The 24,875-nt window shown below is 35.1% G+C and carries 26 protein-coding genes; all 26 read right to left on the reverse strand.

Annotation, left to right across the window (positions count from 1 at the left end; translation table 11 throughout):
• Positions 1 to 4: 4 nt before the first annotated feature.
• Positions 5 to 1,072, reverse strand: coding sequence for a glycosyltransferase (locus tag JC2156_RS07260; protein WP_006845982.1), 1,068 nt, complete (start codon positions 1,070 to 1,072; stop codon positions 5 to 7).
• A complete protein-coding gene (locus tag JC2156_RS07265; RefSeq protein ID WP_006845983.1) occupies positions 1,069 to 1,626 on the reverse strand; it encodes a hypothetical protein in 558 nt (185 codons plus the stop codon). The genes JC2156_RS07260 and JC2156_RS07265 overlap by 4 nt, the downstream gene beginning before the upstream one ends.
• Positions 1,619 to 2,386 (reverse strand): WecB/TagA/CpsF family glycosyltransferase, encoded by a 768-nt coding sequence (locus tag JC2156_RS07270; RefSeq protein WP_006845984.1) that lies wholly within the window; start codon positions 2,384 to 2,386, stop codon positions 1,619 to 1,621. Before JC2156_RS07270 ends, JC2156_RS07265 begins: the two co-directional genes overlap by 8 nt.
• Entirely contained in the window at positions 2,383 to 3,831 is a 1,449-nt protein-coding gene (locus tag JC2156_RS07275; protein WP_006845985.1) for an oligosaccharide flippase family protein, read from the reverse strand. The genes JC2156_RS07270 and JC2156_RS07275 overlap by 4 nt, the downstream gene beginning before the upstream one ends.
• Entirely contained in the window at positions 3,824 to 4,204 is a 381-nt protein-coding gene (locus JC2156_RS07280; protein WP_238530596.1) for an acyltransferase, read from the reverse strand. Before JC2156_RS07280 ends, JC2156_RS07275 begins: the two co-directional genes overlap by 8 nt.
• Positions 4,205 to 4,371: 167 nt before the next feature.
• The gene (locus JC2156_RS07285) at positions 4,372 to 5,658 is read right to left on the reverse strand and encodes an O-antigen ligase family protein (RefSeq protein WP_006845987.1); all 1,287 of its coding nucleotides are present in this window, start codon (positions 5,656 to 5,658) and stop codon (positions 4,372 to 4,374) included.
• Between the two features lie 42 nt (positions 5,659 to 5,700).
• A complete protein-coding gene (locus JC2156_RS07290; RefSeq protein WP_238530597.1) occupies positions 5,701 to 6,342 on the reverse strand; it encodes a YveK family protein in 642 nt (213 codons plus the stop codon).
• Between the two features lie 11 nt (positions 6,343 to 6,353).
• Positions 6,354 to 6,989: a sugar transferase gene (locus JC2156_RS07295; RefSeq protein ID WP_038241288.1), complete on the reverse strand. Its 636-nt coding sequence runs from the start codon at positions 6,987 to 6,989 to the stop codon at positions 6,354 to 6,356.
• 7 nt (positions 6,990 to 6,996) lie between these two features.
• Entirely contained in the window at positions 6,997 to 7,617 is a 621-nt protein-coding gene (locus JC2156_RS07300; RefSeq protein WP_006845991.1) for a hypothetical protein, read from the reverse strand.
• A gap of 279 nt (positions 7,618 to 7,896) precedes the next feature.
• Positions 7,897 to 8,508: a recombinase family protein gene (locus JC2156_RS07305; RefSeq protein WP_006845992.1), complete on the reverse strand. Its 612-nt coding sequence runs from the start codon at positions 8,506 to 8,508 to the stop codon at positions 7,897 to 7,899.
• A gap of 201 nt (positions 8,509 to 8,709) precedes the next feature.
• The gene (gene wecB / locus JC2156_RS07310) at positions 8,710 to 9,822 is read right to left on the reverse strand and encodes a non-hydrolyzing UDP-N-acetylglucosamine 2-epimerase (RefSeq protein ID WP_006845993.1); all 1,113 of its coding nucleotides are present in this window, start codon (positions 9,820 to 9,822) and stop codon (positions 8,710 to 8,712) included.
• Between the two features lie 206 nt (positions 9,823 to 10,028).
• A complete protein-coding gene (locus JC2156_RS07315) occupies positions 10,029 to 11,486 on the reverse strand; it encodes an Ig-like domain-containing protein (RefSeq protein ID WP_006845994.1) in 1,458 nt (485 codons plus the stop codon).
• 295 nt (positions 11,487 to 11,781) lie between these two features.
• Positions 11,782 to 12,843, reverse strand: a complete 1,062-nt coding sequence (gene tsaD, locus JC2156_RS07320; RefSeq protein WP_006845995.1) for a tRNA (adenosine(37)-N6)-threonylcarbamoyltransferase complex transferase subunit TsaD — start codon at positions 12,841 to 12,843, stop codon at positions 11,782 to 11,784.
• 3 nt (positions 12,844 to 12,846) lie between these two features.
• Complete coding sequence (rimI, locus tag JC2156_RS08945; RefSeq protein ID WP_006845996.1) at positions 12,847 to 13,299, reverse strand: ribosomal protein S18-alanine N-acetyltransferase; 453 nt, start codon at positions 13,297 to 13,299, stop codon at positions 12,847 to 12,849.
• Positions 13,296 to 13,865 carry a ribosomal protein S18-alanine N-acetyltransferase gene (gene rimI / locus JC2156_RS07330; protein WP_006845997.1) on the reverse strand — a complete coding sequence of 190 codons (570 nt, stop codon included), beginning with the start codon at positions 13,863 to 13,865 and terminating at the stop codon, positions 13,296 to 13,298. The genes rimI (JC2156_RS08945) and rimI (JC2156_RS07330) overlap by 4 nt, the downstream gene beginning before the upstream one ends.
• The gene (gene tsaB / locus JC2156_RS07335; protein WP_006845998.1) at positions 13,846 to 14,565 is read right to left on the reverse strand and encodes a tRNA (adenosine(37)-N6)-threonylcarbamoyltransferase complex dimerization subunit type 1 TsaB; all 720 of its coding nucleotides are present in this window, start codon (positions 14,563 to 14,565) and stop codon (positions 13,846 to 13,848) included. Before tsaB ends, rimI (JC2156_RS07330) begins: the two co-directional genes overlap by 20 nt.
• Positions 14,566 to 14,576: 11 nt before the next feature.
• The gene (locus JC2156_RS07340) at positions 14,577 to 15,521 is read right to left on the reverse strand and encodes a sortase domain-containing protein (protein WP_006845999.1); all 945 of its coding nucleotides are present in this window, start codon (positions 15,519 to 15,521) and stop codon (positions 14,577 to 14,579) included.
• 184 nt (positions 15,522 to 15,705) lie between these two features.
• Positions 15,706 to 16,851 (reverse strand): PTS sugar transporter subunit IIC, encoded by a 1,146-nt coding sequence (locus tag JC2156_RS07345; protein ID WP_006846000.1) that lies wholly within the window; start codon positions 16,849 to 16,851, stop codon positions 15,706 to 15,708.
• Positions 16,852 to 17,000: 149 nt separating this feature from the next.
• Positions 17,001 to 17,999, reverse strand: a complete 999-nt coding sequence (locus JC2156_RS07350) for a D-2-hydroxyacid dehydrogenase (protein WP_006846001.1) — start codon at positions 17,997 to 17,999, stop codon at positions 17,001 to 17,003.
• 212 nt (positions 18,000 to 18,211) lie between these two features.
• Complete coding sequence (locus JC2156_RS07355; protein ID WP_006846002.1) at positions 18,212 to 19,210, reverse strand: D-2-hydroxyacid dehydrogenase; 999 nt, start codon at positions 19,208 to 19,210, stop codon at positions 18,212 to 18,214.
• Positions 19,211 to 19,471: 261 nt separating this feature from the next.
• Positions 19,472 to 19,660: a hypothetical protein gene (locus JC2156_RS07360; protein WP_006846003.1), complete on the reverse strand. Its 189-nt coding sequence runs from the start codon at positions 19,658 to 19,660 to the stop codon at positions 19,472 to 19,474.
• A 230-nt stretch (positions 19,661 to 19,890) separates the two neighbouring features.
• A complete protein-coding gene (gene serS / locus JC2156_RS07365) occupies positions 19,891 to 21,168 on the reverse strand; it encodes a serine--tRNA ligase (protein WP_006846004.1) in 1,278 nt (425 codons plus the stop codon).
• 3 nt (positions 21,169 to 21,171) lie between these two features.
• Positions 21,172 to 21,822, reverse strand: coding sequence for a deoxynucleoside kinase (locus JC2156_RS07370; RefSeq protein ID WP_006846005.1), 651 nt, complete (start codon positions 21,820 to 21,822; stop codon positions 21,172 to 21,174).
• Positions 21,823 to 22,106: 284 nt separating this feature from the next.
• A complete protein-coding gene (locus JC2156_RS07375) occupies positions 22,107 to 22,529 on the reverse strand; it encodes a F0F1 ATP synthase subunit epsilon (RefSeq protein WP_416236435.1) in 423 nt (140 codons plus the stop codon).
• Between the two features lie 6 nt (positions 22,530 to 22,535).
• Positions 22,536 to 23,933 carry a F0F1 ATP synthase subunit beta gene (gene atpD / locus JC2156_RS07380; RefSeq protein WP_006846007.1) on the reverse strand — a complete coding sequence of 466 codons (1,398 nt, stop codon included), beginning with the start codon at positions 23,931 to 23,933 and terminating at the stop codon, positions 22,536 to 22,538.
• A gap of 51 nt (positions 23,934 to 23,984) precedes the next feature.
• Positions 23,985 to 24,866 carry a F0F1 ATP synthase subunit gamma gene (locus JC2156_RS07385; protein ID WP_006846008.1) on the reverse strand — a complete coding sequence of 294 codons (882 nt, stop codon included), beginning with the start codon at positions 24,864 to 24,866 and terminating at the stop codon, positions 23,985 to 23,987.
• Positions 24,867 to 24,875: the final 9 nt, after the last annotated feature.

Raw genomic sequence — 24,875 nt, forward strand, 5'->3', positions numbered from 1 at the left:
AAGATTATCTCCCATTCAAATGGGTAGCTAATTTTTCGATTAACCTTTCGTTTACGACATTACTATCATAATTAGCTGCTGTATGAATCGCATTATTACTGAACTCGCTTCGCTCTTGTATATTTAACCGATAAAATTTCATAATCTTTTTTTCTAAATCATCACAACTACCTGGTTTAAAAAGAAAACCGTTATGTCCATCAACTGTATACGTCTGAATTCCACCAAAATCACTACCAATTACCGGAATACCACATGCCATTGCTTCCAGTCCCACCAATCCCAAACTTTCTCCATCCCTAGTACTTGGAAATATAAATGCATCCAAAGAATTATAAATTTCAACAAGTTCAGATTGACTCAACATTTTAATTTTTGTTACATAATCGTTCAATTTAAGATCATCAATCTTTTTAATAGCATCATTTTCTTGTGCACCGCCACCAACCATAATCAATCTGATATTAGGAATGTCTTTTTTAAGATTATGAACAGCCTCCAACAGAATATCCCACCCCTTATCTTGATCAATACGACTCACATAACCAAGCGTAAATTCATCGGTATTTTTTCGCTTTTGATGTGGTTGAAATAAAGATAGATTAATCCCAGATGATGGAGAAACATATGTTGGTACATCTCCATACTTATCAACCACCACTTTTTGAAAATACGTTGATGGAACAACCGTTAGATCAGCTCGATGAACTAACATTCTAGTAAGAAAATTCGTTCGTTCTTCTAATTTTTTTTCAGGCGTTACATCACTACCATGCACATTTACAATGAGCGGTGTTTTTTTATTAAATAATTTACCCAATAAAACCGGTGGAGCGTTATAACCTGCATAATGTACATATATCAAATCAAAATTTCCAAAAATATAATTTTTTGTAATCAACCAATAAAAATGAAGATATCCAAATAACTTTGCTTTTTTGGATTCTTTTTTAGTGATCGAAATAACCTTTGTTTCATAGGAATTAGATAATTCATCAACAAAATTTTTTACAAATACCCCATAATTAGGATATTTATCTGATGGATACATATTAGATATGACTAGTATCATAAAAATCGCCTCTTCTTTGTATTAAATAAAACTGGTGCAAGATAATCTAATGAATAAGCATTTTCGGCTTCTCTGATCTTCATTAACCTATCTCTTTTGAGAGTATTCATATCCATTAATGTAATAAGCTTCTTCTGTTTATTCAAAATAAAAGGCTCTGTTTCAAAAATATTCTTTCTATATCTAATTAAAACAACATCAAAATTTTTAAACGAAAGCTGATTTTTCTCACCTGATATCAAGAGCTTAATAAAATCTGAATATTTTGCCTCAATTTTATCTGCATTTACATACTGTATTTTAGAATTATCGAAAGTAACATCTGATAAATATCGTTTTTGTCTTGCTTGATAATCGACATCTATTAATAAAATAGAATCTAGTTTTTTTGATAGACTTATAGCCAATTGACCCACAAATAAATCATATTCATCGCTTTCTTCAACTGGAACAATTCCAATAACATTATCTTGTACTTGATATGGGATACCCGTATCAGCGATAAATTGATTAACTAACTGATCAACATTTTTAGAAAAATTATTTTCAATCATGGTTTCCACCTAGCAGCTTCTCTCGTAGTACTAATAAAATAAATTTAATATTGCCAAAAAGATAACGCCTAAATAATCTTTTGGGTTCTTGTGATAATCTATAAAGCCATTCTAAATTATGATTTTGATACCACATTGGTGCTCGATTAATATTACCTGATAGGACATCAAAGCTCCCCCCAACACCCATAAAAATAGAATTAACTGAATCTCTCATTAAATAATCAATTAAATATTCTTTTATTGGAGATGTTATTCCAATAAATATAATATCTGGTTGCTTTTTCCTTAGTTCTTCACTAACGGCCGGCCAATCTGCTTCCGTAAAATAACCATTTCGATAACCGGCAACATTTAACTTAGGATAATCACTATGGAAATTACTTAACATCTTTTCTACAACCTCTTGTTTGGATCCCAAAAAATAAACTGAGTAATTCTTTTTTTCTGAAATATCCAATAAGCTTTGCATTAAATCAATTCCAGCAACACGTTCTGGAAGAGGATGTTTCAATATCTTAGAAGCAATTACTAATGATGCCCCGTCAGCATTAATAATCTCAGCATTCTTTATAATATCGTCATATTTATCATCGATACCCAAACCATTAATCTTATCTGCATTGACTCCCAGCAAATGAGTCGGTTTTTTATCACGAATCTTTTGCTCCACTAGAGAAACCGTTTCTTGCAAAGTTAATGGATCAACTCCAACTCCAAATAAAACTTCTCGTTTCAATTTATGCGTTCTCTCTTTCATTTGAATACCTTTTTACCCCAAATCTGATTAATATAATTTAAAGACGTCGGTTTTAGCAAAAATAATAAAATAACATAAACAATCATCGCGACAATTATTTTTAAAATAAGACTGACAATCGTGTTAGGCCATATATCATTGAGCAACACCAGTATTCCTAACATCACCAAACTAGATAATAAATACTTAGGAACATTTACAAACCAAATTTTAACGTTCATTTTTTTCCTTACACTATTCAACTGAATAATAAAAACCACAAATTCTGTTAAAACAGCTGTTATACAAGCACCATACAATCCAAACTTAGATATTAAAATAAAATTCATTGGAACATTAAATATAGCTCCACATATTAACGATTTTATATATGTTTTCATTTGATTGGTTGCCACCAAATACTGATCCGCAGTTACACTTGACCATGCAATAAATATAATTTCAAAAACAACGATTTGCATCACTTTATCAATCCCATTAAAAGCCGGCCCAAAGAAGAAGCCAGAAAAAGGTTTTGCTATCCCAATAATTCCAAATAACATGGGCAATGTGGCAGCCGATATGATATCAAACGTAATTTTCAAATACTCAGGTATTTTCTTACCATCGCCTGACGAGTAAATGTTAGCCATTTTAGGCATGACTACTGTACTAATAGATGTAATCACAACTAATAAAATTCGTATAACTTTATCAGCGCTTTCAAAATAGCCTAACGCATTAACCGAATCGACTATTCCTAAAAAGGTTCTACCTGAAAATAAAAATATTTGAATCGCAATTTGAGGCAAAAAAAAGCTCATTGTTGCCTTAATATGCTGTTTATAATTCAAATCCTTAAAATTAAATCGAGAAACCTTAATATATTTGCTAATTGTTGGCCAAATAATAATATTTCCAAATAATGTAGACAACATCAAGATTAGAACGTACATTAACAAATCATGCTTGTTCTTCACTAACAGTAAAATTAACCCTACTGAAACCAACTTTACAAAAACATTCCGTAAAAAAATGCTTTTAAAATTTTCCACACCCATGAACAACCAGGATATATCAAAAAACGTGGCTACAATAGCAATACCTTGAGCAATAAATAGTGACTTATATGATCCACCAAATAAAAATACAAATCCTAAATATATTGTCCCGACAATGAAAACTAATAAGAACCTTAAAATTTGGATCTCAAAGAAAAATTTGGATAATTTTTCTTCATCATCCCTAATATAGGCAACTGTTCGATTTCCGTATAGATTAATACCCAGATTGGCAATCAATAGAAAATAGGACATCACAGCATTTGTATATGCATTTGCTCCTACTCCTACAACACCGATTGTCCTAGATATATACGGAATCGTTATTAAAGGTAAAAAGATCGTTAAAAGTTGATATGACATATTGTACAAATAGTTTTTTATAATTTTCATCCTATTATTCATTTAATACATCCTGATCACTTTCTTTACGATATTTAATCACTTTAGCTGGATTTCCACCAATGACCGCATATGCCGGGTATTCCTTGCCTACAACTATAGAACCAGCTGCGACTATGATCCCTGGATTTAATTTAGCACCCGGTAAAATAATACTTCTTGCCCCAATCCAGACATCATCCCCAATATAAACAGCTTTCTTGTTTACTCCTCCTTCAATTAATAACTTATTCTGTCCTACGATATTATGATTTTGTGTCAAAATTAAAACTTCCGGCCCCATCATTACATTTGATCCAATTTTAATTTTGGCTGCAGCAATAATTTGACTACGATCACCAATACTAGAATTATCACTAATTGATATGTTTTTCATGTAAGATATCTTCGTTTTGGGCCTAATCGAGACATTTTCTCCCACATTATCAAATAATTTTCTAGCATAAAAATTTTTAATTCCTCTAAAACAACGTTCAATTCGACTAAGTCTATAAGGAACTTGAATGTTATTTAAAAAAATATATATTATCGCTGAAAAACATTTCATTCCAATGCCTCCTTTCCTTTTGAATCATCAATAACAAAATAGGCATATGCAATAGCTAAAATGCTACTTGACATTGCATTAACGAACACATGGCCCCCAAACATGCTATAAACAAACATAGTCACCAGCATCCAACTAACACTATCTTTTGATCTATTCCAGAAATTTTTAAAACTTTCTTTGAAATAATTTATATACACTAAACAGCCAATCAGACCATAACTAAAATAAAAATCAAAAATATCCATTTCAGTAACGACCCGTCTCATCAAAACATTTTGTGGATTTGAATAATATCCAGTACCCAAAAAATGTATAAAGAAAAAATTACCAGATTGGATCATTTCATTGAAATTATCTCGCACAAAGTTTGATCGATTACTTGTAATAAATTGGACAATATTACCATCCATTTGTTGATAAAAATACATTCCTCGCGATACCAATCCATTTACCGAATTAGAAAGTGTTGGTATAATCGATGGCCATGCCAAAATCATAATAACTACAATGGTTATCAAAATATTTTTCTTAACTTTTGTTGATACTTTGTGATCTACAAGAGATCTTAAAATCAAAAAAGTAGGATAAACGATTCCGAAAATCATTCCAGTTTTCGTAGCAGTTAACAATAGAGAAATTAATACCGCAAGAAATAAAAATCCATTTACAATGATATTTCTACGATTTGCTATTTTGATATAGCTAAGAACTTCTTCGCCTAAAAACACCAATAATCCCATTAATATAGCTGATAACGAGTTGACTTCCACAAAGTAGCCTTTAAATCCAATACCTTCTTTAGCCGATAACAAACCACTACCTTGAACATCATAAGTAGCCAAACCACTTCCCATAAGAAATGGGATGAACATCATCAACGCATATAAAAAACTAATAATTGTAAGATACACTTTAATATCTTTCTGACTAATCAGACCTAAAAGATTAGCTTTATAAAAATATGCAAAGTATAGAAAAGACAACATAATTCTAGATAATGATTTTAAATCACTCAAAAAGGGAACTGATGAATGATAAATAACTAACATCTGCAATACAGCTATAGTCAAATAAGTAAGCAAAACGCCTATCATTTCAAACGTCTGCATGTATACAACATCACTAGACACAAACAAAAATAAAAGCACCACAAAAATCATTAAAATTCTATATACATCTGATACATGATGTCCTAAAAACACTCCATTTAAGGTCTCAATAATGGGCATGATACAAAATAATACCCCAATTATATAGACCATTTTTTTGTCATTTTGCATCAATAATATCCTTACTAATCATTTACGCCGAATTTTAGAATTTCAATTAAACTGATATAGCCTTTTAGTTCTCAAAATATCCGCCACTTGTTCAGGGAAAAACAATTTATTCCTCTTAAAAATAATTCGGACAATTATAAGGAAGTAAAAAACAAAAAATATCGTACTAGTTATCAGCATTAATTGCATTTTATTTATATTTCCTATTCGATAGGCTTGATCAGTTCCATTCAAAAGCTTACTTTTATTAGTCGTAATTAACTTTGGCAACTCATCTTGCGCCACTAACCCAAAAGCATTCACTATCTTAATGCTTTCATTTTTTGAATTATCTGCAACTTGAATCGTTACGATTTGAGAATCAGTATCTGTTAAAATTGTCAATTCTTTCTGCAGATCATGTGTACTACGATTAATGTTGCTACGCTTGAGATTATTATGGACTTTGTCCAAAATGATCTCATTTGTTAACAATTCTTTATACGTACTGACATATTTAAGATCCATTTGTGCATCATTAGTTTTTGGTGAAATAATCACCTGATTTGTCGCAATATATTGACTTGGTGAAATTTTTTCAACTATAAAAGTAGTAATTCCTCCTGAAATGATAGCTAACAATAATATATATACACTGTATTTTTTTAAAATAATTTTCAGGACACTTGTACCTAACTTTTCCATATTTACCATTTCTAATATGCCCCTCTTGGTCTAATCATTTGAACAATTGTTTTCAAGACGATCATAAGATCTAATCCAAAACTTCTTTGTGTAATATACTTAAAATCTAATTCAATCATTTCATCAAAACTCAATTCATTTCTTCCGCTAACTTGCCACAATCCTGAACATCCTGGCTTAACCCTAAGACGTTTTTTTTCACGCGATGAGTATTTTAGTACCTCATTTGGCAAAGGCGGACGAGGGCCAACCAAACTCATATCTCCAATCAAAACATTCACTAATTGGGGCAACTCATCTAAACTAGTTCTTCTTAAAAATTTGCCCACAGTTGTTACTCGCGGGTCATTTTTCATCTTAAACATGGCGCCCTTAACTTCATTTTTATCTTTTAGCTTTACTAGTTCTTTCTCCGCATCAACCTTCATGGATCTGAATTTATACATTTTAAATACGTTTCCATTTTTTCCAACTCTCATTTGTGAAAAAAATATATATCCTTTAGGGTCTTCAAATTTAATTGCTACCATAATAATTAAAAAGATAGGTGACAACACCAGCAATCCCAAGGCTGAGCATACAAGATCAAAACAACGCTTCTCAATTAAATATGCCCAATGATCCTTATCATTTCCCTCAATATACATGGTCGACCTATCCCTCATCTTTCAAAGGCAGGTAACGTTTAGACTTTCCAAACGAATAAATTCCCGAAAAACGATTTTTTTCACCATCCTGTGTATTAAAATCAGCATGGTTCATCTGGTTAAAATTAATTTTATCGGATACCGTGATAAAACTTTGATCCATCACCAAATCGAACAATCTATTATGATCAAGAGTCATGATCAACCAAATTTTAGGATTTTTATCATTCCACATCATACCGCTAACTAATTCATGTTTATCATATAGACCACTTGCATAGATCTTGCCAATATCTGAAATCCCTAATAGTTCAGTATTGGGTCTTACAAACTGTTTATAGATCTCAACGTCATTCAATTCTTTTTTTTGACTAGACAAGACCACCTTGTCTTTAGCCAAAATCCACCAAGGAAATTGTCCGGATGTATTCGGACTTACTACCCTATTGTCAATCATTAAATCTGGCTCATTAATTTTCTTATCAAACAAAAAAACATGAAATTCAACTAAAGAAAAAGCATCATTAATCTCAGTTTTTTCGAATTTAAAGTTAATTGATTGACTTTCCCCATAAGCACTAGAAATTAAAATCCGTTGTTCTTTTTTTCTAAAGCCTACAATATTCATACTAAAAAACACCCCCGCAATCCAACATCTACAAAATGTTCGTTTTATAGATGTGCTATTTTGGGTAAAAAAATATTTTTCACAAATATAAAAATATATTTATAAATTATAATTGTAAACGTATTGTATTTTTCAAGTACTTGCAGATAGCTATTTCATGGTGTAGAATATATTCTATAAAACGAACGTTTTATAGATGTGCTATTTGAAGATAAAATTAAAAAGAGTTCTATTATGACTTACGTCAGTAGAACTCTTTTTTTATAATTTAAAATTTATTCATTTTTTTCGTCTATTATTTATTCCGGATATTTTTATAATTTTATATATAGTTGATACACCTACATTAACTTGTTGCGCAATATCTACAACCGAAAAATCAGAATTACTATATAAATCTATAATTTGTTCCTTAGTACTTTGTGATAAAGCGGGGCGCCCTAGCTTTTTACCATTTAACCGTGCTTGTTCTAAGCCTTCCTTAGTACGTTGTCTGATTGTATTTAATTCAAATTCAGCAAAAGTTGCTAACATTTGATATTGCAAAACACCTACTGGAGTGGATGTATCAAATTGTTCTTTGATACTAACTACTTCTACGCCATTTTTATTTAAATCTTCTATAATTTGAATAGCTCGATTAGAATGACGACCCAAACGGTCCAATTTGTAAATATAAAATATTACATTATATACTTGCCTACTATAATCTTTTGACAGATCTATAGCTTTTTGCATTTGCTTTCTTTCATCAAGACTACCACTAACCTCTTCTTTAAAAATTGTTTTACAACCTGATTTTTTTAAAGCTCTCACTTGTAATTCCAAACCCAAGTTTTGCTTTTCAGCTAAAGACACACGAGCATAACCAATTCTTACGTATTTAGTCATCGTTTCTCCCCTTTACAATTAAAACAGCAGTGTATCTCTGAATAATTGTAGGCACACATACAAGAAATATACAAAAATATATTCTATAAATGCAATAATCAACATTTAAAACAAAAAAACAGTAGTAAATAGCGAAAATGGACTTCGCTGTTTACTACTGTTTTTGACATTATGCCTAATTTTTTAAGAACGGGAAGTACTTTAACCCAATTCTTTTATAATTGCATTTAATATGTACCCAGATGCGTGTCCGTCTCCGTATGGATTCTTTGCTGCTGCCATTTTATGATAAGACGCTGAATTGTCTAATAAATCTTTCATAGCATCTTTAACCTGACTAGCTTCAGTCCCAACTAATTTCAAGGTTCCAGCTGATACACCTTCTGGACGCTCAGTTGTCTCTCGCAAGACTAAAACTGGTTTTCCAAGTGATGGTGCCTCTTCTTGAACTCCCCCTGAATCTGTCATTATAAAGTAGCTTTGTGCTGCGATATTATGAAAGTCAATTACATCCATCGGCTCTACTAAATGAATTCTATCGTGCTCACCTAGCACTTCATGAGCCAATTTTTGAACAACGGGACTTAAATGTACAGGATAAACCACCTCTACATCGGTATATTGATCTACTACCTCACGAATAGCACCAAATACCCTTCGCATAGGATCTCCCTGATTTTCTCGTCGATGCATAGTTACCAAAATCATGCGGTTATCATCTTTTTTCAACTCATACGGATGATTAACATATTCTTCTTGAACTGTCTGTTTTAAAGCATCAATGGCCGTGTTACCTGTAACATAAATATGATCCTTTGAATGATTTTCTAACATCAAATTTTCTTTACTTAATGTCGTAGGGGCAAAATATATATCACTTAAAACGTCCGTCATTTGCCGATTCATTTCTTCAGGAAAAGGACTGTATTTATCCCATGTTCGTAGCCCCGCTTCAACATGACCAACCATTATTTGATGATAAAAAGCACTCAAACTAGCCGCGAAAGTCGTCGTCGTATCTCCATGTACTAAGATAATATTTGGGTGTTCTTTTTCTATTATAGGATCAAGATTAATCATTACGTTACTAGTAATTTGACTAAGAGATTGTTGCTTTTGCATAATATTTAGATCGTAATCTGGTTTTATTTTAAATATATTCAAAACTTGATCTAACATTTGACGATGTTGTGCCGTAATAACTGTAATCGCCTCAAAACGTTCCTGTTGTTGCTTTAAAGCTAAAATAATCGGAGCCATTTTAATTGCTTCCGGACGTGTCCCAAAAACAAACATAACTTTTATCTTATTCATAATTAATCCCTTTCTAACTACTTCGAGATTAACACGTTTTTTGTAGAACAAAAACTGTTTCGTTTATTGTAATAGTAATTTATAATCTCATATTTTATCTTATTTATTCTTAGGAACTAATACCTCTCGTTTATCATAAATATAATAAAAAGCATGACTATCATCTATCGAATTTAGTCATGCTTTTCATTATATTTTATCGACATTTAAGGTAGTATCGTCACTGATTGTGTATCAATAGCATTACCTGTTCCATCCAAGATACTTACAGATACAGCTTGACCTGTATTAGTAACCAAATTTCCAACGTAATATTTAAAGTTGCCATTTCCTGGCGTAATCCCAACGGTTGTTTGAGGAATTGCATCTATGTTGACCCTTACACTTACAGCATTATTTCCACTATAAGTGCCATAAATAAATCCGTCATTATTACTAATTGAGTATGGATTAATACTAGTAATTTCGTTATCATCATTGTGTTGCCCCTCATGAACTGTAACTTCCGTTGCAGGACTAGTTTCGGTTCCATTGGTCTCAACTAGATGTAAGATTTTATATGCCTTTTGAGGCTCAATAGTCACTTTAAACGTTTTGTCAGCGCCGACAAGTCCACGACCTATTTCATTTCCATTTTGATCGGTAACTATAATAGTATTCCCAATTTCATAACCTGTACCCTTAATGACAGTGTCAGTATCATATACAGTATCGGTAACCACCGGTGCTTTAATATCTACATTCTTATGTTTGACGATTGTCGAAGCTGCATCGCTCCAACCAACCCCTGTATTTTGTATAACATTGATGGTCACACCTACATTTTGCTTAGGAATTTCAATTTCATAAATTCCATTACTATCTACTGTTCCCTCACCAATGACTTCATCTCCAACCTTAACCTGTATCTTAGCTCCAGGTTCACCTTCTCCAGTAATAGTAGTATCTACGTCATATACATCCTCAACCGTAGGAATGCGATGTAGCAATCCCCAACCTGGATCTAATTGATGAGTTGGTAAAGTGTAACTAGTATTATATTTATTAACTATGTCCCAATTAATTACTGAATTTTTTTCAATCAAACCAGCATTGAATATGTAACTTGAATTGTTTTCTGCATCAGGAACTCGCATCCCTGTATCAGTGACCATTTGTCCTAAGTTAAAATTCAAATGAACATCAAACGTAGCTGAGAAAACCCAAGATTCATTTGGATTAATTACACGAATAGTTGCTCCACCATCTTCAACTCTAATATCATGTGAATCATAATTACTAGTAGTCCCATTATTGAACTGAAATGTACCAGAAACATAATTATTAAAACTAGGGTCATTAACTATTTCTTGTAATTCTTTTGGAACCGAGAAAACTGTTTCAGTCTGTTCGTTAACCCCTATTGAAACAATTGATTTACCAGTATAATGGAAATCTAATTCCCCTGTAGTAACACTGTTATTTCCTTGTAATTGCAATCCATTTGCACCAGATCCAGATACATTTAATGCTCCTGAAGTAACTACGCCTAATTCTTGAGGATCTTTTTCTATTTGTGTTGTTTTATTATCCTGTTCAGACGCAGATACATCACTAGCCCTTAATGCTGTTGTTGAAAAAAGTAATCCAATCACTAATCCGGTGGTTATTATTTGCTTTTTCATTAAACTATTCCTCCTGAATAAATAAGTTCAATCGACATCAACATTAAAAACTGATTAAAATTAAATAAGTTTTTACATTCATATGTTAACGCTTTCACAAGTGTTCGTCAACATTTTTATTCATTAAAATCTATTATGTAAATCTAAAACACCTTCCTTTAACCCTATATCTTAAAAAAAGATAATACATTTTTTATTTTATATTTCTATAAAAATACAATAATTGTGAAAATAAAGACTTAAATATAAATAAAAAGAACCTAAACAAAACTTGTTAGATCCTTTTTATTTATTGTTAAATATTATTTTCAACTCCTGGAACTTTAAACTCTAAATCAGGCGATAGATAATCAAAATCCAATCCCGGCTTAGCATTCAAGTCCCAACTAGCACGCTCTCCATGACGATAAGCAATGTCTCCGGCTGCCCCGATCATTGCAGCGTTATCTCCTGCTAATTGCAATGGGACTTTGACTAGACGTGTGTGTGTAAATTCCGTCAGCAACTGATCAAGGCCATCACGTAGTCCTTGATTAGCCGCAACTCCGCCTGCCACAATTAGCATTTTTACTGGATAAGTTTTTAAGGCCTGACGTGTTTTCGTTAGTAAAATATCTAACACCGCCATTTGAAAACTAGTAGCTAGATTAATCAAATTCAATTCTTCATCACGTTGATCAGCATTGTGCTTTAAATTAATAACTGCACTCTTAAGACCTGAAAAACTAAAATCTAATTTTCCATCATTCATCAAAGCCCGTGGAAGTTTATATTCATCTGTCCCTTGATGCGCCATTTCGTCAATCTTTTTACCAGCTGGATAAGGCAAACCCATCGTGCGCCCAACTTTATCATATGATTCACCAACTGCGTCATCCCGAGTATCACCAACAACCACATATTCATATTCAGATTCCATCAGAACAAATTCAGTATGCCCACCAGAAACCATCAAAGCGAGAGCTGGATATTGAATTGGTTCCACAAATTGCGCAGCTGAAATATGCCCAGCCATATGCACAACAGGCACCAAGGGTAATCCGTGTGCCCAAGCAATTGTTTTCGCAGCAGTTACTCCAATTAACAAAGCCCCTACCAATCCAGGACCATATGTTACAGCAACTGCAGTTAGATCATCATACGTTAATTTAGCATCTGTTAAAGCAGCATCAACTAACAGGGTGATTTGCTCAATATGATGTCGACTAGCTACTTCAGGAACAATCCCCCCAAAGCGTTGGTGACTTTTAATTTGTGTCGCAATTTCTAAACTAAGGATTTCGTTCCCATTCTTAACAATTGCCACACTCGTTTCATCAGCACTTGATTCAAAAGCTAAGATAATTCGATCAGTCATCTTCTATTCTCCCCATCCATTAATTTTTAAATCCATCAATTGAGCCGCTTCTACTGGATTTTGATAATAATTTTCACGTATATAATAAGTCTCAAAGCCTAAATGATGATATAATTTTTGCGCCTTTTGATTTGAAGCTCTAACCTCTAACAAAATTCTGAGAGGTTGTTTAAATTGATCCAAACATCTCATCATTAATGATCGCCCAATTCCTTGTTGCTGCCAATCAGGTGCTACTGCCACATTTGTAATTGATAATTCATCTAAAACCAGACTAGCACTAACATAAGCAATTAATTTACCATCTATCCGTCCACCAAAATACCACGCCGTTGGTTGGGATAAGTCCGCAGCAAAAACCGCTTTCGACCAACCATGCCCTTGATAACTTTGCTTAGTCAAATCAAAAACCTCATCCACTTGTAGTACGTTAGTCCATTCCACTGCTAAAGTCATTTAGCCGCACCGCCCACTTTAACCATCATTTCTAACGCTGCTTCATGATCATCATAATAATCAGGATGTTGTCGAATCACGTTAAAATTAAGCTTTTCATATAAGTTTTGAGCTATAACATTATCCTCACGAACCTCCAGGGTCACTCGCTCAAAATGATGTTGTACAGACAAAGACATAACATAGGCCAATAGCGCTTTAGCCAGACCTCGATTTTGCCATTGTGGATGCACAGCAATGTTCGTAATATGTGTAGTCTTTTTACCAGCCGCAAAATTAGCCCCAATATAAGCTAAGGCCGAACCCGTTTCTTTAGCTCGTAAAACCAAATATAAACGTTCATTCGTCCTGATCACTTCATCTTCAAAAACTTCTAATGGCCATGGTGTACTACCTTCATAAGCAGCTTCTTCGATATCAAACATATCAACAGCATCATTTAACTGCGCCACCATTAGACTATATTCTTGCCCACCAATTGTCATCGTTTGAACAAAATTTTGAACTTCCACCGGTAAAGTCGAACTTTGTTTACGAGACCACCATTTATTTAATCTTTTCAACATAATCTTTATTCTCTACATTCGGATGTAAGGCTTGCCAATCTGCTTCAGCTTGAGTGACACGTAAATAATTCGGATTAAAATTATGTATTTCTACAGAATCACGTAAAGGTGTAACATTCTGAGCTAAGTTAAACATATTAGTTGCATGTGGTAAATTATCTGTTGCAAATTTGGCTTGAGGAACCTTACTTTGAAGCATCTCTTTAAACTTATGATATTCACCCACATAAACTACTGGTTGATCACCGACCGCTAATGGTAAATCATAAATTGAACTATGACGATCAGATTCTACCATCATTAATTGCCCCGCTTGCCAACGATATTGTCCTGTATATACATTCTCATTTCGGGCGTCCATCATCGGAATAATCAATGTATTATCATCCAAAACATTAGATGCTAACAAAGCTAATCCAGAAATACCTCTCAACTCCAACTGAAGCGTAAAAGCCAAAGTTTTAGCCGTCGTTACTGCTAGGCGTAATCCTGTATATGAGCCAGGTCCTTGACTAACAATTACTTGATCTAGATTTTGAGGGGTCCAATTTTGGTTCTGTAATAATTGATCAATAGCTGACATTAATTTTTCTGAATGATTTCTAGTTGAATCCATTTCTAGTTGTTCTAATAAGACTCCATCTTTAAAAACAGCCGCCGTCAAGGGCTGATTTGATGTATCAAACGCAATTGTTTTCAATCTTCTTCTCCTTATTTTTGCACTGTCTTAGTTCCACCAGCATCCCCATTGGCCCCTTCTTCAGTTCCAGGATTAAACCAATCGGCCCGGGCATTCGTATTTTGTACTTTTAAATTAAAATACCCTACTATCTTATCTGGTGCTTGTTCCCACGTGTAAGACTTAGTTAAATCAGCCTGAGTTATAATTCGCTTACTAATCGTTGGAAAGAGACAACTTACAATTGTTAATGTTGATTTTTCCGTTGGTGCTAATACATCAGACGCAGTTTCTTCTTTAGCGACTTGATTAGTAATTGTATAGCGATAAATCCCTTTTTCATTAGCCATATAGACAAATTGACCATTTAACCAGTCAGACTCACCCAACTGACCATTCACTAAGTAAGGCGCGTCATTATTTAAATCTTCTTGCAGACCACTAAATCCTGTTTTACCGTCATTAAAATTATGAGCAGCCAACCCATAGTTACCTTGTCCCATAACTGGAATATTTTTACCTAGTGGATCTTGAGCATAACGATTGGCATAATCGGCCCCTAAATTCAAACCGTCAACTGAATATGCATCATTATAGATAGGCAAAAGAATGGCCTGCGATGGAATTGCAACAAATCCAACTTTTTCAAATTTGTCAGTTTTATTTTGATCACGCATCACCATTTTTTTAATTTGTGTTCGATCAACTTTGATTACAGCTTTTTTTTGAACCTGCTTAGATTCATATTGATTACGATGCTGAGCCACCCACGCCTGCACATCAAAGATGTCTGCATTATAGGCTGTTACACCAACTCCCCCAACTATCAATAAAATAGCCGTTGTTAAAACAAAGGTTGTTTTCCTATGTAATAATTTTTGAATTGAAGTGATAATTAACGCAACAACCAAAATAGCAATTAGTGGAATAATTAAATCGGTCCAATTATATTGTGTACCCGCGATCGTTTGGTTCATCTACTGAATCTCCATAATTTTTATTCATAATTTTAAAAAACTATTCTTATTATATCTTTATCACTAATAAGTTACAAACCATTTCCTGCATTGGCATTCCCCGTGTTATAAACTAAAAAAGAAGCTGAAACAAAATAGTTCCAACTTCTTTATCAAAATGTTATATAGCACTCTTATTTTAATTTTAAATTTCTTGAGCAAAGTCAGAAGGCTTATACAACTTTAAATACTTTGTCAAAATGAAGTCAACCACAAATCCCACGATAATTGGAACAACGAAGAAGACAACAATTGAAATCATTGGGTTAACATAGTTAGTAATCCATTGTGCATCAGCGGCGTCTTTCGCAACTGATTGAATAGGTGTAACCATTCCAATCCAACCAAATCCAGCTGAAGTAGGGGTTCCTTGAACATTGAACAATGCAACTGGAATTCCTGAAATTGCAGCTGTGATTAAGAATGAAATCATTGTTGCTGGCTTAGCAAACACTGAAGGCATCATTCCCTTCATCGCTCCCAAGAAGATGGCAACTGATGTTCCCTTCTTATTAACCTTAATTGAGTTAATCAATAGGACAACAGTAGTTGCAATAACTCCAACTCCAGCTGCACCAGAACCCAAACCAGCTAATGAAATAGCCAAGGCAATTCCAACCGTTGAAACTGGGGTAATGATAATAATTGAGAAAGCCATTGCAATCAACATTGCCATAGGAACTGGTTGTAATGTTGTAAATGTCTCAACAATGTTTCCAATCCAAGTTGTCACATCTCCAACATAAGGAGCGATTGCTTTTCCAATCAATCCGACTCCTCCACCAACAACGATCGGTGTCAAGATGATAGCAACAGCTCCGAATCCCCATAGGTACTTAGCAATTAACCAAATCACTAAGACACCGATGGCTGCAACGATCATTGCATTAATAACATCGCCGGCTCCAGACGTCATATAAACCGTTGCAGGAACTTTTGAAGCAACTCCTGTTACAGGATTAACAAATCCTTTAGGTGCCGTAGCCCACTTAGTAGCACCTGAAGCAGCAGCCACAGCAATTCCTAATGTTCCAACATCCAATGGCTTCATGTTAAATTGCAAAGCAACACATACCCCAATCAAAAGCGGAATAAATGAAGTGAACAAAACCAAAATAGCATTTAAATCAGTAGCCCAGTTCGTAACTCCTGGCGTGATAAATAATTTTAAAATATATTTCAAAACAGCGGATGGTAGCACCCCAATCAAAATTCCTTGGGCTGATCCACTCAAAATTTTAAAGAAAAAATCTTTTACTTTTAGTTGATAACTTCCATCAAAATAATTCATAATCCTATTCTCCAATATAAAAAGACGCCGAGATTCCATAATCATAACAGATTCGAATGTAACAACTTACTTAGTTATCTATCAATATCGGTCATAAAAGAACGGCTTAGCGTCTTATTAATGTCTACATGAATTTATAAAAAACAATCTTAGTATTCAACAGCGATGCTAGGAACTTCACCATTGATGAAATCCAAGCTAGCTGAAAGTGATTGTGTAACCATTTCATAAACGGCCTTAGTTGTATAGAAGGCAGTATGTGGGGTTACAAGTACGTTTTCGCGTGAGATCAAGTCAGCGATACGAGCATCTGGGAATTCTTTGTTTTCCCAATCTTCATTGAACAATCCAACTTCATCTTCATAAACGTCGATTGCCAAATCAGAAATCTTACCTGAATTCAAACCATCAATAACTGCATCAGTATCAATCAAGTTTCCACGTGAGCAGTTAACGATAACAACGCCGTCTTTCATCTTAGCGATTGATTCAGCATTGATCATCTTATCGTTTGCTGGAACACCAGGAACGTACAATGAGATAACATCAGCTTGTGCGTACAATTCATCCAATGTATCAACATACAAACCTTGTGCTTCAACTTCATCGTTTTTGTACAAGTCATATGCCACAATCTTAGCACCGAAACCTTGAGCAATCTTCATTGCAACACGGCCGATATGACCGGTTCCGATAATTCCGATCGTTTGCATACGCATTTCACGACCAATTGTTGGAGCCCAACGTAAGTCATGGCGAGCAATCTTAGCATCCAAAGCCTTAGTCCGACGTAGCAAACGTGACATTTGGATCATTGAGTGTTCAGCGATTGCATTTGGTGAGTAAACTGGAACGTTTGAAATGCTGAAGCCAAATTCGCGAGCAGCTTCCAAATCAATATTATCGATTCCAACGTTACGCAATGACATCTTGTTGATTCCAACTTCATGCAAAGCAGCCAAAGTTTCACGAGTATAATCTAATTGTTGATAAACATCAACTGCATCGTAGCCTTCAGCCATCTTAGCAGTTTCAGCATCTAATAGTTGATCAGTAAAATCAACTGTTACTTCTGGGTTTTCTTCGCGCCATTGGTTCAACGCTGGAATTTCATCATCACGAATTCCGTATGCAAAAATCTTTGCCATAATTCTATATATCCCCTTTTTTATCTAAATTTAAACAAAGCAATTGTGTTCTGAAAAGGTCATGTGAAACTACATACACTCTTCTACATAATAATTTTAACGCATCTAAGCTTTTTATTCAATTATATTAGCGATTTCAGCAATCATTTTACATTCTTCTTATAAAAATATGAAAGTTTATTGCAATTATTTAATCTTTCGCCCTTTAAATATTAAAATTTAACAGCCTGCTCAGGGACTTGTCCTTGTGTATAAGCCAATCCAGCGTCTAATGATTGTTCAACCATTTCTTCTGAAGCCGTCCAAGTATAAAAGGCCGTATGTGGTGAAACAATCACATTATCACGGGTTATTAAATTCGCAACTCGTTGATCAGGGAACTCTTTCCCAGTCCAATCAACATTAAACAATCCGCCCTCGTCTTCATAAGTGTCCATCGCAAATCCATCAATTTTACCTTGATCTAACCCGGAAATCACAGCATCCGTGTCCACCAAATTACCACGACCAGCATTAACGATGACAACCTTATCGCGCATTTTTGCTATAGCATTTTCATCAATCATATGATGGTTTTCTGGTAATCCTGGAACATGCAAAGAAATACCATCAGCTTGTTCAAACAATTCATCAAGGGTATCGACATAAAGTCCCGCTGCCTCAATTTCAGGATTATGGAACTTATCATAAGCAATTACTTTAGCCCCAAACCCTTGGGCAATTTGAATAGCAACCCGACCAATATTTCCAGTTCCCACAATTCCTATCGTCTGTTTACGAACTTCACGTCCAATTGTTGGTGCCCAAGCTAAATTGTGATTATAAACTTTAATATCCATTTGCTTCATATGCCGGAATAAACGTGACATCTGAATCATTGCATGTTCAGCAATTGCATTTGGCGAGTAACGTGGAACATTTGACACACTAAATTGATATTTCTTTAAAACATCAAAATCAAGGTCATCTGTTCCAACATTTCGTAGTGTCAAAATATTAATCCCTAGGTCATGTAATTGGCTTAACGTTTCTTCACCTACCGGAATTCCAGCTTGTAAAATATTAACAACATCATAACCTTCTGCCATTTTAGCAGTTTGAGGTGTCAGTAACTCACTGGTAGTATGCACCTGAACCTCCGGATGCTTAGTCATCCAAACATCTACTGCAACCTGTTCATCTTCTCGAATTCCAAAAGCAATAATTTTCATATTATTTGGCTCCCTTATCTTGTGCTGAATACAATAAAATCTTCTAACCTTAATTTTAACAGATTATCCAGCAATCAAAACTTTTCAACTCAAAATTAGTCTATAAATATTTAAATTAATAGGTCTTTACTTTTAATTCAATTCTTTTATAGCGCTTAACCGAACTCATTAAAAAAAAGCAGAATGAAATTCTCTGCTTTCCTTTTTAACGAATAAATTAATAGATCATCAATTATCTAATTGACGGCGATCTGATCGCCATTAGTCTACTAAAATTAAATCTTCTTTCGTTGCTTCTTTCAATATGAATTGTTTTGTTTTATTACGATCGTTTAAATAATTAACTTGTTGCCGGTGTCGGGCACGGTATCGTTGATTAGCGACCCGTTGTGCTTCCTTTGGATCGTCATATTTCCTAGGTCGGCCCCGATGCTTAATTTCACTCAACATAAAATCACCTTTCCTAAATTGGGCTAATTTATATATATTCACAACCTTACAATATTTATTGTAAAGCCTTTATTAAATAAAATTCACCAATTAGTTACATAAAAATGTTAAAAAATAAGTTGATTTTACGTAACATTCGTAACGTTTATGTTTTTTTAATATATTTATACAAAAAAAAAGATCAATTAATTCATTTAAAAACGAACTAATTGATCTTTTTAATTTTGAAATTAAACTTCAGGCTTAATTATATCAGCACCAAAGTATGGGCGTAGAACGGTTGGAACTGTAACCGTTCCATCTGCATTTTGGTAATTTTCCAAAATGGCTGCTACAGCCCGGCCAACAGCTAATCCAGATCCATTCAAAGTATGGATATATTGAAGCTTACCATCATCATCTCGATATTGAATCTTAGCGCGACGTGCTTGGAATGCTTCAGTATTTGAAATTGAAGAAATTTCACGATAAAGATTTTGTTCAGGCATCCAAACTTCTAAGTCATGCGTTTTGGCAGCTGAGAAGCCCATGTCTCCGGTTGACAGTGTCAAAACATGATATGGCAATTCCAACTTTCGAAGAATGTTTTCTGCATCTTTTGTCATTTCTTCCAATGCTTGATATGATTGCTCGGGTTTTGTGAACTTAACCATTTCAACCTTGTTGAATTGGTGCATGCGAATTAAACCACGTGTATCTCGCCCTGCAGATCCAGCTTCTTGGCGGAAAGAAGGTGATAGTGCCGTTACTGAGATGGGTAACTTGTCTGCATCAATAACTTCTTCACGATAATAATTAGTCAAAGGTACTTCCGCAGTTGGAATTAAGGTCATGTCTGAATTAGTTCCAACACGGTAAGCATCGTCTTTAAATTTAGGATATTGACCAGTTCCATACATAGCATCATCTTTAACCATGTAAGGCGTAATCATTTCGGTATAACCTTCTTTTTGATGCTCATCTAGCATAAAGTTATAAATCGCCCGTTCAAGTCGGGCTCCTTGACCAACATAGTAAACAAACCGTGCCCCAGAAACCTTAGCTCCTCGTTCCCAATCTAAAATACCAAGGTCTTCCCCAATCTCATAGTGAGCCTTAGGTGTGAAATCAAATTGACGAACCTCACCCCATTTATACTCTTCACGATTAGAATCTTCATTAGGTCCAACTGGAATGGTTGCCTCTGGCAAGTTAGGAAAGTGTAAAACCCGATCATTTAATTCAGACTCAATTGCAAGAATTTGATCATCTAATTCTTTAATACTTTTTGAAACATGCTGCATTTCTGCAATTACGGCACTGGCATCTTCTTTAGCTCGCTTCTTTTGTCCAATTTCATCAGAAACCTTGTTACGGCGTGCTTTCATCTCCTCAGATTGAACTAATAAGTCCCGGCGTTTCGTATCAGCAGCTAGATAGGCATCAACATCCTCAGCTGCAACTCCTCGACCTGCTAAGCGTTCCTTAGCTTCGTCTGCATTATTTCGTAAATATTTAATATCCAACATATCTTAATCCTCAACTTTTAATGTCTTAATTTCATTATCAATGAGTTGGAAAACCTTTTCTAAATCATCTGGATGTTCAATAAAGTCCAAATTATCACCATCAATCATTAATTTTGGTGATGCTGAATATTGATCAAACCATTCTGTATAACGTTTTGTTAATTCTTGATAGTACTCATACAACGAAGGATCTTGATCAATTTGTTCAAATGAACGCCCTCTTTTTTGAATCCGACTTAACATTGTTTCAAATGAAACTTTCACGTAGATCAATAGATCAGGATTTTTAATAACGGCATCTTCAGATTCATCAACTTGTTCCATCATATTATGTAATAGATCTCGATAAATTTCAGCTTCTGTTTGAGTAGCCCGATCCAAATCGGCATTCAATTGAAATAGTAATTGGTCTTCAAAGATAGATCGATCAATGATATTTAAATGCGATCCTTGAGCATCTTTAATGTTTTCTAGACGCTTATTTAAAAAATAATTTTGTAGCAAAAAACCATACTTCTGTGGATTTTCATAAAATAATGGCAAAATTGGATTATCATCAACCGATTCATAATAAGCCTGTGAACCGAGATGTTCAGCCAAAAGCGTTGCCAGGCTGGTTTTACCCGCCCCAATAGTTCCTGATAATACAATCATAATTTAAGCTCATCCTCTACTTTTTTCTAACACTAATCTTACCAAAAAATAGCTCAATATGCGAATGCAAAACGATACATTTTTATAAAAACACTTACTTAAAAAATTTGTCCATTCCTATTAAATCAAGCGATCAACTGATATTTTTTTAGTCAAAAAAAGGCCAGAACAAAACGTTCTAACCTTTTTTAAAGGAATTCAAAAAATTATTTTTAAAACCCTTATTTTTAAAAATTGATAATTATAAATAATTCATAACTACCCATTTTTTCATCTGACTAGCGTTATTGCACTGAAGCAGCGTGGATTCTAGTGACTGCTCGACGCAAGGCTAATTGCGCGCGCTTCACTTCACGTTCATCTTCAGCTGATTGCAAAACGCGCTCAGCACGTTCACGGGCTGATTCAGCTCGGGCAACATCAATTTCAGCAGCACGTTCAGATGAATCTGCCACAATTGTCAGCATATTATCTGAAAATTCTGCAAATCCACCATTTACGGCCAAACGTTCACGTTTACCTGAATCATCATCCTTAACCCGAATCTCACTGATTTCCAATGAGGCAACAACTGGAACGTGATTTGCCATGATACCTAGCTCACCACCGGTTGTGTGTAACACAACAAGTGTGGCGGTATCATATTCAAAGACCACGCCATTTGGTGTCACGATGGATACCTTAAAGCTGTGTTCATTCATGGCAATACCCCATTAATTCAATGTCTTGGCTTTTTCAACTGCCATTTCAACGGCTCCAACATTTCGGAAGGCTTCTTCAGGAAGATCATCATACTTTCCATCCAAAATTTCCTTGAAACTGCGAACAGTTTCTTCAACAGGAACATATTGTCCTGCCAAACCAGTAAATGTCTCCGCAACAGAGAATGGTTGTGACAAGAAGAATTGGATTCGACGGGCACGGTTAACCGTGGTCTTCTCTTCATCTGAAAGTTCATCCATTCCCAAAATTGAAATGATATCTTGCAATTCGCGATAACGTTGCAAAGTTTGTTGAACTTCAACAGCAACTTGATAGTGCTCTTGTCCAACAATTTCAGGCGTCAAAGCAGTTGACGTTGATGCCAATGGATCAACGGCAGGATAGATTCCTTGTTGCGTCAAAGAACGCTCCAAGTTAGTTGTGGCATCCAAGTGCGCGAAAGTCGTTGCTGGCGCAGGGTCAGTATAGTCATCGGCAGGCACATAAACAGCCTGAATTGATGTAACTGATCCCTTTTGCGTTGACGTAATTCGCTCTTGAAGTTGTCCCATTTCAGTTGCCAAAGTTGGTTGGTAACCAACGGCAGATGGAATCCGACCCAAAAGGGCAGAAACTTCAGATCCAGCTTGTGTGAATCGGAAAATGTTGTCAATAAACAACAAAACATCTTGGCCATTGATATCACGGAAATGTTCCGCAATTGTCAAACCAGTTAAGGCAACCCGCATACGGGCTCCAGGAGGCTCATTCATTTGTCCGTAAACCATAGCGGTTTGCTTCAAAACTCCTGAATCCATCATTTCGTGATACATGTCATTACCTTCTCGGGTACGTTCCCCAACTCCAGTAAAGACAGAAATACCATTGTGTCCTTGCGCGATATTGTGAATCAACTCTTGAATCAAGACCGTCTTACCAACTCCGGCTCCCCCGAACAACCCAATCTTTCCTCCACGAACATATGGAGCAAGTAGGTCAATCACTTTGATTCCTGTTTCCAAGATCTCAGTAGATGTTTTTAATTGGTCATAAGCTGGTGATGCACGATGGATTGGATCACGTTGAACATCCGCCCCAATTTTTTCACCATTATCAATTGTGTCACCCAACACGTTAAAGACACGACCCAACGTTACTTCACCGACAGGGACTGAGATTGGTTCCCCAGTATCCTCCACTGCCATACCACGTTGTAAGCCGTCAGATGAGTCCATGGCAATCGTCCGAACAACTCCGTCACCGAGGGCCAAAGAAACCTCAACAGTCAAATTACCCGCTTCACCACGATCGATGATTAAGGCGTTATTGATGTCAGGAATTTGGCTATCTAATGGGAATTGAACGTCAACGACTGGTCCAATGACTTGTACAACTCGTCCGGTACTCATTGTCGTTATCCTTCCTTTTTCTAAACAAATTCTATAGTAGAATGTGCCCTACTATTCAAGGGCTGCCATTCCACCAGTAATTTCAGTAATTTCAGTCGTAATTGCACTCTGACGCGCACGATTAAATTGTAAGTCTAACTTATCAATAATATCCTTCGCATTATCAGTGGCTGAAGACATCGCTGTTGATGATGCCGCATGCTCGGCCGTTTTAGCATCTAAGATTGCTCCATAGATTAGGCTTTGTGCATATTGTGGCAAAATAACTTGCAAAATAGCTTCCGCTGATGGTTCCACGTCATATTCTGCGTGGTAGCCAGTTGATTCATTTGGATCAACCATGCCATCAGTTGATACTGGTAACATTTTTTCAGCTCGGAATTCATTTGAAATCCGAGTGACGAAGTGATTATAGACAACTGTTAACTCATCAAATACAGCATTGTCGTACATTTCGGTTACTGTTGACACAATGTCGCGGATCCCATTAAAAGTGGGAACGTCCGCCACATTAGTATATTCATAAGCTAACTTGTAACCACGCTTTTTAAGAAAATCAGCACCATTACCTCCCACAACCAAAAACTCGATTTGTTCGGGCTTAAGATCACGTTCTTTAATGATTGACATCAATCCTTTTAGCAAGGTTGAGTTATAACCGCCAACTAAACCACGATCAGACGTAATAACTAAGAAACCGACTTTCTTAATTTCACGTTGTTCCAGCAAAGTTCCTGCTGAATTAGCCAGATTAGCTTGCGCAATATGGGAAACCATATCATGTAAGCGATCAGAGTAATCATGATATGATCCACCCTGACGTTGAATTTGGCTTAATTTAGCTGTTGAAACCATTTGCATCGCTGATGTAATTTGGCGCGTCTTTTTCGTTGAGGCAATACGGCGTTGAATGTCTTGCAAAGAAGCTGCCATTTCGCCCCT

This window comes from Weissella koreensis KCTC 3621, from assembly GCF_000277645.1.

Coding starts and splice junctions, on each gene's coding strand:
- tsaD (WP_006845995.1), bottom strand. CDS start 12,843: ATGACTGATCGAATTATCTTAGCTTTTGAATCAAGTGCTGATGAAACG.
- JC2156_RS07295 (WP_038241288.1), bottom strand. CDS start 6,989: ATGTATATTGAGGGAAATGATAAGGATCATTGGGCATATTTAATTGAG.
- JC2156_RS07270 (WP_006845984.1), bottom strand. CDS start 2,386: ATGAAAGAGAGAACGCATAAATTGAAACGAGAAGTTTTATTTGGAGTT.
- JC2156_RS07345 (WP_006846000.1), bottom strand. CDS start 16,851: ATGAATTATTTTGATGGAAGTTATCAACTAAAAGTAAAAGATTTTTTC.
- rimI (WP_006845997.1), bottom strand. CDS start 13,865: ATGTTGAAAAGATTAAATAAATGGTGGTCTCGTAAACAAAGTTCGACT.
- JC2156_RS07290 (WP_238530597.1), bottom strand. CDS start 6,342: ATGGAAAAGTTAGGTACAAGTGTCCTGAAAATTATTTTAAAAAAATAC.
- atpD (WP_006846007.1), bottom strand. CDS start 23,933: ATGAGTACCGGACGAGTTGTACAAGTCATTGGACCAGTCGTTGACGTT.
- JC2156_RS07305 (WP_006845992.1), bottom strand. CDS start 8,508: ATGACTAAATACGTAAGAATTGGTTATGCTCGTGTGTCTTTAGCTGAA.
- JC2156_RS07340 (WP_006845999.1), bottom strand. CDS start 15,521: ATGAACCAAACGATCGCGGGTACACAATATAATTGGACCGATTTAATT.
- JC2156_RS07280 (WP_238530596.1), bottom strand. CDS start 4,204: ATGAAAAACATATCAATTAGTGATAATTCTAGTATTGGTGATCGTAGT.
- JC2156_RS07265 (WP_006845983.1), bottom strand. CDS start 1,626: ATGATTGAAAATAATTTTTCTAAAAATGTTGATCAGTTAGTTAATCAA.
- JC2156_RS07300 (WP_006845991.1), bottom strand. CDS start 7,617: ATGAATATTGTAGGCTTTAGAAAAAAAGAACAACGGATTTTAATTTCT.
- serS (WP_006846004.1), bottom strand. CDS start 21,168: ATGTTGGATATTAAATATTTACGAAATAATGCAGACGAAGCTAAGGAA.
- JC2156_RS07315 (WP_006845994.1), bottom strand. CDS start 11,486: ATGAAAAAGCAAATAATAACCACCGGATTAGTGATTGGATTACTTTTT.
- JC2156_RS07285 (WP_006845987.1), bottom strand. CDS start 5,658: ATGCAAAATGACAAAAAAATGGTCTATATAATTGGGGTATTATTTTGT.
- JC2156_RS07370 (WP_006846005.1), bottom strand. CDS start 21,822: ATGATTGTATTATCAGGAACTATTGGGGCGGGTAAAACCAGCCTGGCA.
- JC2156_RS07275 (WP_006845985.1), bottom strand. CDS start 3,831: ATGAATAATAGGATGAAAATTATAAAAAACTATTTGTACAATATGTCA.
- JC2156_RS07355 (WP_006846002.1), bottom strand. CDS start 19,210: ATGAAAATTATTGCTTTTGGAATTCGAGAAGATGAACAGGTTGCAGTA.
- JC2156_RS07260 (WP_006845982.1), bottom strand. CDS start 1,072: ATGATACTAGTCATATCTAATATGTATCCATCAGATAAATATCCTAAT.
- JC2156_RS07385 (WP_006846008.1), bottom strand. CDS start 24,866: ATGGCAGCTTCTTTGCAAGACATTCAACGCCGTATTGCCTCAACGAAA.
- wecB (WP_006845993.1), bottom strand. CDS start 9,822: ATGAATAAGATAAAAGTTATGTTTGTTTTTGGGACACGTCCGGAAGCA.
- JC2156_RS07360 (WP_006846003.1), bottom strand. CDS start 19,660: ATGTTGAGTGAAATTAAGCATCGGGGCCGACCTAGGAAATATGACGAT.
- JC2156_RS07350 (WP_006846001.1), bottom strand. CDS start 17,999: ATGGCAAAGATTTTTGCATACGGAATTCGTGATGATGAAATTCCAGCG.
- rimI (WP_006845996.1), bottom strand. CDS start 13,299: ATGACTTTAGCAGTGGAATGGACTAACGTACTACAAGTGGATGAGGTT.